The organism is Alteromonas sp. M12, from assembly GCF_037478005.1.
GTDB classification, from domain to species: domain Bacteria; phylum Pseudomonadota; class Gammaproteobacteria; order Enterobacterales; family Alteromonadaceae; genus Aliiglaciecola; species Aliiglaciecola lipolytica_A.
The window spans coordinates 1,624,703-1,640,801 of the sequence record NZ_CP144164.1 but is presented as its reverse complement, the minus strand read 5'-3'; the positions used below and the strand labels follow the sequence as shown (position 1 = coordinate 1,640,801).

The following is a 16,099-nucleotide window of genomic DNA, read 5'->3' as shown; positions in this document are numbered from 1 at the left end:
TCTCAATATTCCTTAAACGTACGGATTCTTAGGAAACGCCTAACCCACTGACCAAAGTTTGGGTAGCAATTGCTTCTTGTAAATGATGCAATTCCCCAGGTGGCAGGTTTATATAGGGCAATACAGCAAATAGAATGGTCGCTAGTCCCTTATACAAATGCGTCTCATCGCTGATATTTTGACCTTTTAATGCATAATAGTTCGCTGATTGAGTAAAGACTAGACCAACCAGCTCGACAATTTGAATTCCTTGGTGAAAAGTGGCTTTTAAACTGCTATTTTGAATAAACGACTTAATTAATTTTTCTATACTCCTTTCTTGCGAGAGGATAAGCAGTTTGAACTTCTTGGCAACCGTCGGATAATTTTCAGCAAGATTAGCTTGATTATGAAACAGAAATTGAAAATGATGGCCTTTTTCTAAAATTACGTATAGAAAATAAAAAAACTCTTCAATACTTAAATCTTTGTTGGTAGCAGAATTAAATGCTGTATCTATTTGATTTTTATATAAATCAAATAACGCGGCCACTATCATTTCCTTGCCTTTGAAATGATAATATAAATTACCGGGGCTAATATCTAATTCAACCGCAATATCAACACTACTGACATTACTCTCCCCGTGTTGGTTAAATAAATCCAACGAAGTGACTAGTATTTTCTCTGCCGTTTTCATAGTGATCAACCAAAGTTAGTCGAACGATTTACTCTTTCTTGCCAATACGATAATTAAATTACGCTAGGATATGCGGTAGCGTATAAAAATATGACAAAATTAATAATACCCATCATTTCATAACCCGTTGTGAACATACAAGAGCTACGAATGAAATAACGCTTTATTTATTTGTATCATGCTTTCGGTAAATTATGTTTACTTTCTGGTCATTAATATTATTATTTATCCACAGCATAGCAAATATCAAGACTGGTAATTGCGCAGTTCAATAATATAGTAGAGCGAAAATGGTTCCTGTTTCGCCAATCCAAATCCAGAGGCAATCCCATTGATAAGAGTGCTATTTAATAAAAAAGGTGGAGTAGGCAAATCCAGTTTAACCGTCAATCTAGCGGCCATTTCAGCTCACCACGGTTTTAAAACCTTATTGGTAGATTTAGATACCCAATGTAACAGTACAGCCTATCTAGACGCCATTAAAAAAGACGATGATTGCACTATTGCCAATCTATTTGAACAAACCATTACATTTCATTTGCACCGCAAACCAGCGAAGGAATTTTGTCAGCCAACAAAAGTAACAAACTTGGACATTATTGCCGGTTCAGCACGTTTGTCGGAATTAGAAAGTGAATTAGACAGTAGGCATAAAATCTATAAGTTAAAAGAAGCACTAGAAACGCTTAGCACTGAGTATGATCGCATCTACATTGATACCGCGCCCGCGCTTAACTTCTATAGTCTATCAGCTCTCATTGCCGCTTCCCGCTGCTTGATACCTATAGATTGTGATGATTTTGCCAGACAAGGCTTGTACAGTTTGCAGCAAAAAATCGCCGAAATAAGAGAAGATCATAACCCTGATTTAGAAATCGAAGGTATTATTGCCAACCAGTTTATGAGTAACGCCAATCTGCCAAAACAAATCATCAATGAATTAATCGAAGAAAATTATCCAGTCTTAGCTGAGTACGTTTCCCAATCAGTTAAAATGCGCGAATCTCATCAGGCTAAGTCCCCACTTATAGAAATGGCCCCAAAACACAAGCTAACCCTATCTCTGGTAGGTATATTTGAATTAATCGAAAAGACCAAATAAGTAGAATCGGAATCTGTATTAAATTAAGTAAAGTTGCATAAATCCGGCAATCATACCCAGCACAGCACCAACCACAATTAATTTCCATTCGTCAGCTTGGTAAGCAGGACGCAATACACCTTCGAACTCTTCTGGGGTTAACAATTGCATTCTAGCGCATAGATCATCGCCAACTCTCAGTGCATCATTGGCATATTCATAGGCGTACTGTAAATATTTATCAGAACTGTCAAAAATCAACTGCACAGCTAACGCTTTCATTCGGTAATACTGCTTAGAGCCAACACCCAACGCAAAATAAGGTTGGGCAATAGCAACATATCGTTCAATAGCATCGTTTACATGTAATTCTATCAGTTCGAGTAACTGCTCTGATCCCGAACCATGGAGCACAATTTCTGTAATATTTTTCGAATTAATAAGCTTTTTTTCAATAATTTCAGAGTAAACTTCTGAGACTTCTTTTTGACGTTTTAAAAACATTCCTTGGAATGTGATTCCAAATAACCGAATTGGTTGTTTAGGCTCGAATATTATCTTAATTGCGATCCAATTGGTTGCATAACCCACAATCAAGCCGCCCAAAGGTAATATCCACCAACTCTGAAACCAATACCAGAAGGCCATAGTGGGTAACCCGAATAAGAAACCGAAATAGAGCCCTGAACGTTCAATAAATGGAAATTCTTTTTCACCAGATTTAAGAAATATTTCGTTGATTAGTTCAGGTTCATTGACTAAATGACTCACCACTAACTCTTTGATATCGAGAATTTCTTCCACATTATGTTGGAAATCATCGATCATTTTAGTGACCATATTAGGAATGTCAGCTTCAACGCGCTTGTAAACCAAATTTTTGGCTTGTACAGGCATGGATGCCCATATTTGAGGAGCAGACTCCTGCATCACTTGATTAATCACTTTGCGCAAAACTTGTTTAAGTCGGCGTTGTATAGAGGCTGTCATTTTGTCAGCCTCAATTCTTCCTGCAAGTTCCTGCACACTGAGCAACTTGCCTAAAACCAGTTCCACTTCAATTTCAGCCATTTCCTGGCGTTTCATAGGAATGAGTCCCTGCCAGCCGAAAAACGGACGGATACCAATAAATTCTATTGGATAAAACATCATTTTGACTGCTAGAAAGTTAGTTGCCCAACCAACAATCCCGCTGGTAATAGGAATCAACAACAGCAAGTAATTTTCTAAAATCCATTGCATAAGTGGCGTGGATGCCTTTAATTTATTAAAAAGGAATAAATAACAATTTAATCCGTGAACTCACTCTACAAAAAAGCAAATTAATAGTCACAGCTAAGTAACGGGCTTACTACCCTACTCCATCAGGCTAAACTTTGCGATTACAATGGTCAATCAAATTTGTGCCATTGACAGCAAATTATACATTCTCAAACAAAATCTCTTTGTAAAATAGTTGAAACGCCCAATTCTGCTAAATTGGGTAGCACTTTCTAAAAACTTAAGTTATTAATAATCTCACACTAAAGGATACTATTAATTGGTTAACCATAGTGTTAGCGTTTAGTAATACTAATGTTAACGTTTAGCAACAATAGCGTGGTGTTATAGATTCGAAAATTAGGGTTTGAATTGAACGAATTTACAGACCCTTATGTTTAAAAGTTGTATTTAATTAAACTAGGTGGTCCAAATGGCGTACCGTGATTCGCTTACTGATTTAGAAGCTGCAATTAATCATGCAGATAGTTATGAAGAATATAAGGAAGCTTGCCAAGAACATGATGAATTGTCTGGCGCGGAAGAATGGAAGGCAAAGGATACCTGTAAGGAATATGACTATCGTCTAATTCGTAAACGGGTTCAACGAATTAAGTTGGCGCGTTCTCGTGGTGATGCATTAGGCTTGATGTCCATTTTACACGAAGGTATTCATGGCAATTTAGGCAATATTGCTAATCCTGCGATGAAAAACCACAGTAAAATAGGTACCAAGTATTTAATTCAAGAATTTATCGATCAAGTATGTGAGTCATTAGATTTTATATACCATGCAAACGAGTCTGAAATCGACTTTTACGAAAAATTGTCATTTTTTGATGAAACAGCCCATGCCTTTGGCAAAAGTTGCTTAATGTTAAGCGGCGGTGCTGGGCTTGGATTTTTTCATGGTGGTGTCGTTAAATCACTTACTGAGCATGACTTGCTGCCAGATGTAATTTCAGGCGCTAGCGCCGGCTCTATCATCGCAAGTCTTATTGCCACCCGTACCAACGAAGAACTCAAAGTCGCCTTAGAGCCACAAAATATCTACGAAAACTTTAGTAATTGGAGAATTTGGCAAGGTTTTGGTCAAAATAGTTTAATGGATAGCACCAACTTAGAAAATGCATTCATTGAACTCTTTGATTTGATGACATTTGAAGAAGCTTTCAAGAAAACTGGACGACATGTGACTGTTACCGTGTCGCCATCTGATTTGCACCAGTATTCACGTCTGCTCAATGCTAAAACGTCACCTAACGCAATTATTACCCAAGCGGTTAGAGCATCCTGTGCCATTCCATTGGTATTTAGTCCAGTGCAATTAAAAGCGAAACAAGCAGATGGCAAGATTGTTCCATACATACCTAACCGACGTTTTGCAGATGGCTCATTGATGGCTGACATGCCATTTAAACAACTCGCCCGCTTATATGGGGTAAACCATAGTATTGTTAGTCAAACTAATCCCTTAGCCGTACCTTTTTTATCTCGGGACAAAAAAGATAGTCGAGGAATAGGAGCCTTAACTTGGCGCCACTTAGCTAACATTACCAAATTGAATAGTATTTACGCATTTGATGTTTTAGAAGGTATGACTTCTCATAAAGGCGCAAAACTGGGAATTCACAAGTTGCGTTCAATCATAGATCAGCAGTATGTAGGTGATATCAATATTTTACCTAAACGAGGATTCGCAAGTTTAAAACATATCTTAGCCAATCCGTCGTTACGCAGTATTGAAAAACTAATTTCAAGTGCAGAAAGAGCAACCTGGCCACAAATAGATCGGATCAAACGTGATACCCAAATTAGCAAAACATTCGGGAAATACTTGAAGTTGCTTAAAGCCAGAGAAGAACGAGTATTGACTCAACACAATGGATTGAGCTTAGTCAACAACTCTAAATCGGCGTAAACACAGTGGTAGAAGGAAGAACAAAACAGTTGTTCGCGGATTATGGCTGAAAGAATGTAAAAATTTGGCACATCTGAACTCTCATTTGTGCCAAGTAAATTCTGTTGCAAACAGCATAGGTGTTTAATCGCAAATGCATTTGTTTGTGGAATGAGTAACAAGAAAGCGAGAAAATGCGCTTAAGTACAACATGTCGTCAGCACTTCTTTAAAAAGCCACTAGTCAGCTTTGGTGGTAAAGACAATGCCGCTTATACAACGCGTATGTCCTATACAAAGACATCAAATTCAACTGAGCAGTGTGTAAGATCCAGAGCAAATCACCACAACGCCAACTCATCTCAACTTGTCGCAAGTTTGTTATAATCTGGCGTTATAGATTGATGGTCATCAAGACCGAGTAGTTATTCTACTATTCTTTATCTGCAGCCGGCTTTTTAGCTGCTGGTTTACGAGTTCTTGTCGTCGTTGACGTTGTCTTTGCTGGCGTTTTAGCTGCATCTGAGGCAGGTTTAGCACTAGCAGTCTTTTTAACGGCAGGTTTACGTGTAGTAGCAGTTTTAGCGGCAGTTGTCTTAGTGCTCGCTTTAGCAGCAGGTGTTGCCGTTGATTTTGCAGCACTTTGTTCAGCTGCTTTTTTCTGAGCAAGTTTTGCGACAACATCAATTAGGTTATCAACTTTGTTAGAGAGTATTTCTAGTTGAATTTCGCGACTATGACTTTGCATGCCCAATTTCGCCTTGAACATATCAATTTTGCTTTTTAACATCGACTTCCCCTTAAATATTGGGCTGTGTTCTAGTTTAGCTTTGATTTCCGCTTCTACCGATTCACCGCGTATAATCAGGTCCTGTACTAAAGCATTGCCGTCTGTATAGAGTTTGTCCAGTGCATCTGTGGATTTATTTAAACTTTCCCCATATGCGCCAACACTAGCTAACCAGGATTTACGCCCAGTTTCTTCAACAGATTTTATCGCTTTCATAACTCCCCCGACTTAATTATCCAAGTACATATATAATGTGTTCAGGTACTGTAGACCTTAATTAAGGCCTACAGACAATCCTGAACTTGATAACATTACTTAGCAGCTAATTTTGCAACAGCGTCAGTTAATGCATCAATTTTTGCAGAAAGTTCTTCTACTTTGTCTTCTGAACTTGAAGAATCTAAACCTAGTTTTTTACGAACTTCAGTTACACGTTCTTCAACATTAGTTTTAGCTTTGATTTTAGCTTTAGCTTCAGTTTCTAAAACTTCACCTTTTTCAACTAACTCTTCAAATACTTTACCTGCTTCAGATGTCAACTTCTCATATTGACCTTGAGCTTCATCGAAACTCTTACCGTAAGCACCTAAACCAGCTAACCAGATTTTACGTGCAAAATCTTCAGCGTCTGAAACTTTACTTTTGATTGCGTCTAATTTAGTCATGATTATTTCCTCGATTTGTTGACTGTGAACAAGATTAACGATCTAAATTAGAAAGCGCATACTAAAGTCCTAAAATAATAAAAATTAATTTAGGACTTTAATGCAAAGCATTGATTTATGGTATTTTTAAATTACCAAGTGAAGTCAGAAAGGTTTACATTTTATGCAAACTTTTGCCAACTAGATAACGCGGTGATTTGAATGTCTAATAACAGAGGTTACAAAAAAATTGATTTAATCGACTAAGTCATTGGGCATTTCAGCACGAATTTCATGCCAAATTTTGCCAGACTCGATACCATACTCACGAACGACAGAAGCAACGCCTGCAAAATCACCAGTATCGGCCAACTCCATCAACTTTTGATAATAGTTGCGAGATAACTCTCGGGATTTGGGACAAGAAAAATAGTAGCCTCCAATTCGCGAGTATAGACCTCTAAAACCATTCATCATTAACACATATACTTTATTACCAGAGGCAAACGCCATGTCGTGATTAATGCGATAGTCATACAAAGCAAATGCGGCACCATCTTCAGGAATGTCTGGGAAGCCTTTGAGGATTTCCTTAACTCGCTGTGCATCATTTTTAATTGCACCACGAATAAACACAGCGCTTAAATTTGTTCTCGCGGCTAATAAGTGATCGACTAACTCAGAAATCCCGTCTTGGTCTAATCGAGCCAATGTTTCAAGGATGTTTAGACCTGAGGTTTCCCAAAAATTATTTACTTTAGTCGGTTTACCATGTTGAATTGTCAGCCAGCCATCTCGAGCTAGTCTTTGCAATACTTCACGTAACGTTGTGCGAGTCACACCAATAAGTTCTGACAACTCTCTTTCTGCTGGTAAGATCGTCCCAGGCGGAAATCGTCCACTCCATATTGACTCAACAATATATTCTTCTGCAAATCCAGCTGGACTTTGTGCCTTGTAAATCATGCAACGGCTCTCTTATTATCGTTTTAATGTCATGTTGATAACTGATTGTACCAGATGAATTTTATATGGAACAATGAAAGTTTAACAGCATGTTAAATATTTAATAGACTTTATCAGTCGCAAAGCTGCACAATATCTGTTCAAATAGAATCAATTCACTGATTAACAACAGATTTACCTTGCATTTATTGCCCTGACCTTTTAAAAATGAAGACATAAATAAATGCAATCGCACTTAAAGTCGATGAGTAAAAGGATTCCCATATGCAAGTTTCTATGACTCAAGCCATTTACAAAAACTTTTTAGGCCATGCTCCTGATTGGTACAAACAAGTTATTGTTGGATTTTTAATCTTAAACCCAATTCTATTTTACTTTGTTAGTACCTATATAGCTGGCTGGGTTTTAGTTCTGGAGTTTATATTCACCTTGGCAATGGCATTAAAATGCTACCCATTGCAACCAGGGGGGTTACTGCTGATCGAAGCCCTCTTCATTGGAATGACATCGCCTTCCCACATGTACCATGAGATAACCGTTAATATTAGTGTGGTGTTATTACTGGTATTTATGGTTGCGGGTATTTATTTTATGAAAGACTTGCTGTTGTATTTGTTTACTAAGCTCTTGATTAAAATAGAAAATAAACGAGCGTTATCGTTAGCTTTTATTATCGCATCGGCGTTTTTGTCGGCGTTCTTAGACGCCTTAACAGTTATCGCGGTCATTATTGCTGTGGGGTTAGGCTTCTACAGCATTTACCATAAGGTCGCCTCAGGAAAAGATTTCAACAATGATCACGATCATTCAAGTGACGACGAAATAGGCCAACCAAGCCGCGATGATTTAGAGAATTTCCGCGCCTTTCTTCGCAACCTAATGATGCATGCAGCTATAGGTACTGCCTTAGGTGGAGTGATGACTATGGTTGGTGAACCGCAGAATTTAATCATTGCAGAAAAAGCATCTTGGGGCTTTGGTGAGTTTTTTGTGCGCATGTCTCCTGTGACAATTCCGGTGTTCTTCTCGGGACTGATTACCGCTTATGTAGTGGAAAAGTTTGGATGGTTTGGATATGGCGCCAAGTTGCCCCCTGTTGTGCGAGGCATATTAAGTGATTACAACACGCAAATGGACAAACAACGCACCAAGTTAGATACTGCTCGACTTTTTACTCAGGCATTAATTGGTATTTGGTTGATCATTGGTCTTGCACTGCATTTAGCAGAAGTGGGATTAATTGGTCTTTCGGTCATCGTTTTAGCGACGACCATGTGTGGTGTGATTGAAGAGCATTCAATTGGTAAGGCGTTTGAAGAAGCGCTTCCTTTTACTGCGCTGCTGTGTGTCTTTTTTGGCGTTGTGGCGGTAATCATAGATCAAGGTCTGTTTACGCCGGTCATTAACTATGTTCTGACCTTTGAGGGTAAAACACAAATGGTGATGTTTTACTTAGCCAATGGGTTGTTGTCTATGGTGAGTGACAATGTGTTTGTTGGCTCGGTATATATAACCGAAGTCACCACTGCATTAAAAAATGGCCAAATTACCCGTGACCAATTTGATCTATTAGCCGTTGCGATTAACACAGGTACGAATTTACCCAGTGTTGCGACCCCCAATGGACAAGCTGCATTTTTATTCTTATTAACCTCTGCCATCGCGCCGTTATTGCGATTATCTTACGGTACTATGGTTTATATGGCATTCCCATTTACGATTGTCTTAACCTTAGTAGGATTGGCTGCGACTTATTTTGGATTGCAGGAATTAACAGACGTTTTATATGATTTGCACTGGATAAATCACCATGTTCCAGATGCAGAAGTTGGCGCAGCTAGCGCCCACTAATAATTAGGTTAATTTAATAAACATGAATGTATTTGTATTCTTTGGCGACATGGCTTCAACACGATGGGCTTGGTTGACATTGTTGCTATCTGCTTTAGGCTTAATTGTGGCAGCTCTATTTTTTCAATATGGGTTAGATTTAAAGCCGTGCATTATGTGCATATATCAACGAACAGCAGTGTTTGGCCTGCTGTTCGCTGGGCTACTCCCTACCCTAAGAAATAATCTCATAACACGATTCATAGGTTTTGTGACTTGGGGGGTCTCTGCGATTTGGGGAATGTTTATCGCCATTGAACATGTGGGGATACAGAACGAATCAAATCCATTTTTTGTTTCCTGTGAAATTGTTCCCAATTTCCCAGCTTTCTTGCCGCTGCACAATTGGCTACCCAATATGTTTGCCGCTACTGGTGATTGTGGCAATATTGATTGGGAATTTATGAATATGAGTATGCCTGAATGGATGATTGTTGTATTTGCAATTTATACAGCGGTTTTTTCTATTGTATTATTTAGCCGACTATTTACCCGTAGAAGTTTTTAGCCGAAACAACTTGAAATCGATTAACTAGCTAGTTAATCGATTTCGTTTAATGGCCAAATAACGATGTGGTCTTCAAACTTACTTTCATCAACGTCCCGATCAAAAACAGTTTTACCACGCACAGACATGCCAGCTTTGTGCATCTCTGACTTTTTATTCTTATGCAATAATGGATGCCAACTCGGAAGCCCCTTTCCCTCGTTAAGTCTGCGATAACTGCAACTTGGCGGCATATAGGCAAGTTGATGAAGGTTATCTTGGGATAGAGTGACACATTCAGGTACCAGCTCATCACGGTCGGCATATTGGGTGCACGCGCAAGTTTTGGTATTCAAAAAACTGCAAACGACATTGGTAAAATGCAGCTCTTCGGTGGCAGCTTGTTGCCCATCTGTTTGCGAAGCATCTTCATCGATGATTTTGTGTAAGCAACATTTAGCGCAACCATCACAAATGGCCTCCCACTCCTGACGGTTCATTTGCTTCAACGATTTAGTTTGCCAAAAATTTGCTTCTAAACTCATTTTTCACCCTGCACTTTGCTATTAACGCTAAAATGTTTATCCAAACGTAAACACAATTCATCATTCGCAAATAGAGGGCCTACACCTTTTGGTGTGCCTGTCAGCACAATATCACCTGGTAACAGAGTGAATACCTCACTTATTTGTGACAACAACGAATAAACGCCCCACATCATTAAAGATGTGTCGCCTTGCTGTTTCAGTTGTTGATTAACCTCTAAACTGAAACTTAAAGCTTGAAGATCAGCTACATTGTGTATTTCAGTGAACCCTGATACTGGACAGGCACCATCAAAGGATTTAGCTCGCTCCCAAGGTAAACCTTTTGATTTTAATTTGCTCTGCAAATCTCGCAAGGTTAAGTCTAGTGCTAGTCCCACTCCCCAGATAGCGGATTGACAATCGCTCTGTGATGCATTTTTGAGTGGCGATTTAATCAGAATCGCTATCTCTAATTCATTGTGACAACTTCCCAGCGTATCGGCTGGTAAGGTCACCCCTGCATTTACATCACATAAACTTGTGGAAGGTTTCATAAATAACAAAGGGGTATCAGGAACTTCATTGTTAAGCTCTTTGACGTGATCAACGTAATTACGTCCCACGCACACCACCTTCCCAACCGGCAGTTGGATGGGCTGGCCATTAATATCTTTGTGAAAATACTCCATCTAAGAACCCTTTTTAATTCGATCGGCAAGATAACTCACAGCGCTTCCAAAGTATGTCGAGCGATTCCAACGCATTAATGTATGGAAATTCGAGTAAACTAAATAGATTCGGCCATTTTCATCATCTGGCATGATCAACGAAGCTTGCAAGTCGACCTTTGGCAAATCAGAGCCGTCATAACGCCTAACCCCCAATGCCTGCCATGCGCTTAAAGATTGCATTTTAGACTTAGTTAAACCTGCAAGAGCCAAATCAAAACCTTTAGGAATGCGAACTTGTCTGCCCCAAGTAATACTGTCATCCCAACCTTCTTTGCTTAAGTAATTGGCAATTGATGCAAATACGTCCGCGGGGTTACCCCAAATATCTTTTTTACCATCTTTATCATAATCAACCGCATAAGTTAGGAAGGATGAAGGGATGAATTGGCTTTGCCCCATTGCACCAGCCCAAGATCCCACAAACTGTTGTTTTTGAATGTGACCTTGCTGCAGGATAGTCAAAGCTGCGAACAATTGTTTTTTAAAGAAGGATTCACGACGACCTTCATAAGCCAAAGTAGACAATGCGGAGATAACAGAGTAATTCCCCATAATCTTTCCAAAATTACTTTCATTTCCCCAAAGGGCCACTATGAAGCGCGGTTGCACACCATATTCTTTGCCTATTTTGTTTAATATTTGTTGGTGTTTACGGTACAAATCGATGGCTTGTTGCACTTTCCAATCAGGGACTCGGGTGCGTAAATATTTATCTAAGGTGATTTTAGATTCTGGTTGATTCTTATCTGCCTTAATGGCTCTTTTATAGAACGTTATGTCGGCAAACGCCTGATCTACAAATTGTGCATCGAAACCTTCCGATATCGCTTCACTTTTAAGCTGTTCGACATAACCTGCGTAATCTTTTTCGTTTTTCTGAGCGTGTAGCGGGAAACTCAACAGCAGAATTGAAACTAAAATGCAGCTCCCATTCATTAGTCTTTTCATTTCGATGTCTGTCCTTTATTTTCTTTATTTTTATCTTGTGTTTGCTTATGGGCTTTTAACAAATCTTCATTAGGTGGAGGAAGTTGCAAGTAAAATCCATTTAAATTTAGTTCGTTGGTTAATTTATGTATATCCACTTGAGCCAATTTTTGACGCTTTTGCAGGGCTAAAATCATCACAAATGTGGGTTTACCGAAAGTTGCCATAAGCTGTTCGGGCACATCATCAAAATTGTCTTTTTTTAAGACATAGAGATACGTTTGTTGCTTTTTATTACTTTTGTATACATATACAAGCATTAGTTCAGCTCCCCATATTTGGCGACTATTTTAAGCACTTGGTCTCCCAAAAGATCCCCTCTCCAGCCCTGAATCAAATCAGGTTTCAACCCCATCTCTCGCAATTCATCTTGTTTGTGCCAATGATATTTTAACAATTGTTGTATTTGTTTTTTTGATCCCAGGACTTCAACGGGTATCTCAAGTTCATCCGCTTTTAGCTGGCAAAGAGCTCTCAATTCAGCAGAGGCTTTTTTAAATCCTTTGTGCGTCATCAACCTTTCTACAGGCGATGGGTATATCTCAACCGGTGCAATCTTCGCTTCTTCAACCAAACTGAGTAATGCATCTGAGTGAATCCGAGCTTCTTGAGGAGTCATGCCATCAATGGCAAAAATAGCCCCTTTATGGCTAGGCAGAGTGCGTGCAATTTCTACTAAATTGGATTCACGCACAACAAAGTTTAATGCCAAGTCACGCAAACGCGCTTGCTCAATTCGCCATTTCGCTAAGGTTTTCAGTAAATACAGAGATATGCCCGATAGTTTCCAACTGTTCTTAATATTAAGATAGGCAAGTTCTGCAGGGAGATTAATGGATTTTTTCAATGCCAATTGCTGCATTTCTTGGTAAATCCATTCCGTGCGGCCTAAAGCAGCGATTTGTTCGCTCAACTGAGGGTAAATTTGCAACAAATAGAGTACGTCATTCGCTGCATATTGGCATTGCTGTTCGCTCAGCGGACGAGCAATCCAATCGGTTCGCGATTCACCTTTATCAAGTTTAATATCTAACATCAGCTCAATCAGATTTGCATAGCCCAATGTCGCTCCCATATTCAACAAGCATGCAGCAAATTGACTATCAAAAATAGGCGTCGGTATCACATTCAAACTATGCCAAAACGTTTCTAAATCTTCAGAGCAAGAATGCAAGACTTTGACCACATCAGGGTTAGCTAGAAGGTCCACCAGAGGCGATAAATCTTCAATCTCCAATGGATCCACAAGGGCCAGAGTAATGCCATCATAAATTTGGATTAAGCCCAATCTAGGGTACAAAGTTCTCGTTCTAACAAACTCCGTATCAACGGCTATTGCAGATGCTTTATTGGCTTGAACACAAAAGGAGTGTAATGCTTCGAACGTAGTTATTAGGGTATATTGCATATGAAAAGATGGACACCTAGAAAATAAAAAAACCGACATGAGTCGGCTCTTCAATTTAAATAAAATCAGTAGATGATTTCGTTTAAGCTAATCGCGCAACTCTTTGCGGAGTATCTTACCAACATTTGTCTTGGGAAGCTCGTCTCTAAATTCAACAAATTTTGGTACTTTGTAGCCGGTTAAATTTTTACGACAATGATCGATCAATATTTTCTCGGTCAATTCATCTGAATTTCGAACAACAAAGAGTTTAACCGCTTCGCCTGATGATTCACTAGGCACACCAACAGCCGCCACTTCGACCACTTGATCGTGCATCGCTGCGACTTCCTCAATCTCATTAGGAAACACATTGAAGCCAGATACCAAAATCATATCTTTCTTGCGATCGACAATATAGAAGTAACCTTGTTCGTCAACGGTGGCGATGTCCCCCGTTAATAACCAGCCATCTTTGATAACCTCATCTGTCGCTTCGGGGCGGTTCAAGTAGCCTTTCATTACCTGAGGACCTTTAACATACATTTCCCCAGGCTCCCCCATAGGAACTTCATTGCCATCATCGTCACATAACTTGATATCCGTAGAAGATACGGGCATACCAATTGACCCTTTATAACTTTCAAGCTGTGGTGGGTTAACGGTAACAACAGGGCTACATTCGGTTAAACCATAGCCTTCCAAAAGTACCTTTCCAGTGACTTTTTCCCACTTCTCAGCCACTGAACGTTGCACTGCCATACCACCACCTAAAGCAAACTTTAAACCCGAGAAGTCCAGCTCACTAAATTCTGGTGTATTAAGAAGACCATTAAATAAAGTATTCACACCTGTTATTACGGTACAGTGATGTTGTGCCATTTCTTTTACAAAACCGACCATATCTCGTGGATTGGTTATCAGTAAACTTGGACAGCCAAATTTAACAAAAGTCAAACAGTTAGCCTGCAAGGCAAAAATATGGTAAAGCGGTAAAGCCGTCACCACCAACTCTTTACCTGGCTCGATAACGGTTTCCAATACTGAAGAAATTTGCTCTAAGTTTGCCACCATATTACGGTGAGTAAGCATTGCCCCTTTAGATACACCTGTAGTGCCGCCGGTGTATTGTAGAAAAGCGATGTCGTCACTGCTTATTTCTGGTCTGGTGTAGGTAAGAGAAGCACCTTTTTTAATTGCAGATGTGAAGTTTTCGGTATTCGCGATAGTAAAACTCGGCACCATTTTTTTAATGTATTTTACCGCAAAATTCATTATCCAGCGTTTGGGGGCTGGGAACATATCTGCTACTTGGGTCAGCAGTACTTTTTTCACATTAGTTTGTTCAATCACTTGAGCTAAAGTACTTGCAAAATTTTCAATAATAACAATAGCTTTGGTGTTTGAGTCGTTTAACTGATGTTTTAGCTCACGAGCGGTATAAAGTGGATTAACATTTACTACCGTTAATCCGGCACGCAATATTCCAAATAATGCAATAGGGTATTGAATAACGTTAGGCATCATAATGGCGACTGGATCACCTTTCTTTAATCCCTCGTTTTGTAAATAAGCAGCAAATTGAGCAGATAACTTATCTAACTCAGCAAAGCTTATGCTGTGTCCCATATTGATAAATGCAGTGTTGTTAGCGTAAGTCGATACTGATTGCTCAAATATATCTACTATTGAAGAATAACGCTCTGGGTCGATTTCTGCAGGAATTTTAGGGTCGTAGTGTTTTAACCAAATTTTGTCCACTTTGCCTCCAGGGCTTATGCTTCTCAATACGATTACACGATGTTAACCAATGAACATTTAAATTAATACAGGTAAGACCTGATTGTAGCTTAATTTTAGTGATTTAATGGATTAAGTGCTAGGAAATCCAGCAATTTTTTAGCAATGTCGGCGGGATTATCCATATGTAAGTGATGTCCCCCCTCACAAGTTACATGGGTTAAATTTGGCACCCAATCAAACCTTTCTTTGACTTTTTCACGCATGACTTCGTACCCCGTAGTGCCCATTATTGCTAATGTCGGTGCTTGGATATTTTGCATAAAGTGTCTAGCTTGCTCATCTGTCACTCGAATTGACGAGAGCGTACGAAGCCTTCTATCGGTGCGAAAACGAAGCTCGCCATTTTGCTCAATTAAATTGCGATTAACCAACAATGTTGCCGCATCTTCAGTTAAGTCCCCAGCTAATGCTCTGGCTTTAATTACGGCTTCGTAGCTTTTGGGATGTTGCGGCTCTCTAGCTTGCAATTTTAATCTGCTTTCTATGGCCTCACGCATTTGTGACGGACTACTTTGCGCATTTTTTGAAAGAGGACCAAAGGATTCAATCGTGATGTAATGGGAAACAAATTCAGGAAAACTGCTAGCGTACATCGAACCGACGATCCCTCCCATTGAGTGCCCCAGTAAAATGAACTTTTTATACCCTTGACTTAAAATTAACTCATGCAAGTCGTGGACAAAATCAATTTGGTGATAATGAGCGTCAGCACTGCGATGGCTGGAGAGTCCATGCCCAGCAAAATCAATTGCGACCAAATGGTAATCGTTCAGATATTTGGCTAAAGGAATAAAGCTCGCGGCATTGTCTAACCAACCATGCAAAGCAATAATTAGGGGTTTATCGGTGTGTCCATTTGCAAGACCTGCTAACTCTAAGTTAGGTAAAGAGAACCTGACATCATGCATTTTAGTATCCTGTTGAGCGTTTTTTATAAACAAAAAAAGCGGCAATTACATGCCGCTTTT

Annotated in this window: 16 protein-coding genes; 4 read left to right on the top strand and 12 right to left on the bottom strand. The window is 39.4% G+C overall.

All coding sequences use genetic code 11. From position 1 onward, the window contains the following. Positions 1-28: 28 nt before the first annotated feature. Positions 29-679, bottom strand: a complete 651-nt coding sequence (locus VUI23_RS07110; protein WP_216050330.1) for a TetR/AcrR family transcriptional regulator — start codon at positions 677-679, stop codon at positions 29-31. Between the two features lie 331 nt (positions 680-1,010). Between VUI23_RS07110 and VUI23_RS07105 the strand changes: the two genes are divergently transcribed. Next, positions 1,011-1,781, top strand: coding sequence for a ParA family protein (locus VUI23_RS07105; RefSeq protein ID WP_216050329.1), 771 nt, complete (start codon positions 1,011-1,013; stop codon positions 1,779-1,781). Between the two features lie 18 nt (positions 1,782-1,799). Here the strand turns inward: VUI23_RS07105 and VUI23_RS07100 are convergent, their stop codons facing one another. Next, positions 1,800-3,002 carry a DUF445 family protein gene (locus VUI23_RS07100; RefSeq protein WP_216050328.1) on the bottom strand — a complete coding sequence of 401 codons (1,203 nt, stop codon included), beginning with the start codon at positions 3,000-3,002 and terminating at the stop codon, positions 1,800-1,802. 451 nt (positions 3,003-3,453) lie between these two features. On the opposite strand from VUI23_RS07100, the gene VUI23_RS07095 reads away from it, so the two are divergent. Then, positions 3,454-4,941, top strand: a complete 1,488-nt coding sequence (locus tag VUI23_RS07095) for a DUF3336 domain-containing protein (protein WP_342807498.1) — start codon at positions 3,454-3,456, stop codon at positions 4,939-4,941. Positions 4,942-5,352: 411 nt separating this feature from the next. Here the strand turns inward: VUI23_RS07095 and VUI23_RS07090 are convergent, their stop codons facing one another. The 3 genes from VUI23_RS07090 to fadR form a co-directional block, all read right to left on the bottom strand. Then, positions 5,353-5,925, bottom strand: a complete 573-nt coding sequence (locus VUI23_RS07090; protein WP_216050326.1) for a hypothetical protein — start codon at positions 5,923-5,925, stop codon at positions 5,353-5,355. A 95-nt stretch (positions 5,926-6,020) separates the two neighbouring features. Continuing rightward, positions 6,021-6,374, bottom strand: coding sequence for a phasin family protein (locus VUI23_RS07085; protein ID WP_216050325.1), 354 nt, complete (start codon positions 6,372-6,374; stop codon positions 6,021-6,023). 234 nt (positions 6,375-6,608) lie between these two features. Then, positions 6,609-7,319: a fatty acid metabolism transcriptional regulator FadR gene (gene fadR / locus VUI23_RS07080; protein ID WP_216050324.1), complete on the bottom strand. Its 711-nt coding sequence runs from the start codon at positions 7,317-7,319 to the stop codon at positions 6,609-6,611. Between the two features lie 264 nt (positions 7,320-7,583). Here fadR and nhaB point away from each other — a divergent pair, with 264 nt between their 5' ends. Next, positions 7,584-9,170 (top strand): sodium/proton antiporter NhaB, encoded by a 1,587-nt coding sequence (nhaB, locus tag VUI23_RS07075; protein ID WP_216050323.1) that lies wholly within the window; start codon positions 7,584-7,586, stop codon positions 9,168-9,170. Between the two features lie 22 nt (positions 9,171-9,192). Beyond that, entirely contained in the window at positions 9,193-9,717 is a 525-nt protein-coding gene (gene dsbB, locus VUI23_RS07070; protein ID WP_216050322.1) for a disulfide bond formation protein DsbB, read from the top strand. 32 nt (positions 9,718-9,749) lie between these two features. On the opposite strand, the gene VUI23_RS07065 is transcribed toward dsbB, so the two are convergent. The 7 genes from VUI23_RS07065 to VUI23_RS07035 form a co-directional block, all read right to left on the bottom strand. Then, the gene (locus VUI23_RS07065) at positions 9,750-10,241 is read right to left on the bottom strand and encodes a YcgN family cysteine cluster protein (protein WP_216050321.1); all 492 of its coding nucleotides are present in this window, start codon (positions 10,239-10,241) and stop codon (positions 9,750-9,752) included. Next, positions 10,238-10,912, bottom strand: coding sequence for a fumarylacetoacetate hydrolase family protein (locus tag VUI23_RS07060; RefSeq protein WP_216050320.1), 675 nt, complete (start codon positions 10,910-10,912; stop codon positions 10,238-10,240). The genes VUI23_RS07065 and VUI23_RS07060 overlap by 4 nt, the downstream gene beginning before the upstream one ends. Further along, positions 10,913-11,902 carry a lytic murein transglycosylase gene (locus VUI23_RS07055; RefSeq protein ID WP_342807496.1) on the bottom strand — a complete coding sequence of 330 codons (990 nt, stop codon included), beginning with the start codon at positions 11,900-11,902 and terminating at the stop codon, positions 10,913-10,915. Continuing rightward, entirely contained in the window at positions 11,899-12,201 is a 303-nt protein-coding gene (locus tag VUI23_RS07050) for a YcgL domain-containing protein (protein WP_303500192.1), read from the bottom strand. The genes VUI23_RS07055 and VUI23_RS07050 overlap by 4 nt, the downstream gene beginning before the upstream one ends. Further along, complete coding sequence (rnd, locus tag VUI23_RS07045) at positions 12,201-13,388, bottom strand: ribonuclease D (protein ID WP_342807494.1); 1,188 nt, start codon at positions 13,386-13,388, stop codon at positions 12,201-12,203. Before rnd ends, VUI23_RS07050 begins: the two co-directional genes overlap by 1 nt. A gap of 48 nt (positions 13,389-13,436) precedes the next feature. Continuing rightward, positions 13,437-15,089, bottom strand: a complete 1,653-nt coding sequence (gene fadD, locus VUI23_RS07040) for a long-chain-fatty-acid--CoA ligase FadD (protein WP_216050316.1) — start codon at positions 15,087-15,089, stop codon at positions 13,437-13,439. Between the two features lie 95 nt (positions 15,090-15,184). Continuing rightward, positions 15,185-16,039, bottom strand: coding sequence for an alpha/beta hydrolase (locus tag VUI23_RS07035; protein ID WP_342807492.1), 855 nt, complete (start codon positions 16,037-16,039; stop codon positions 15,185-15,187). Positions 16,040-16,099 lie beyond the last annotated feature (60 nt).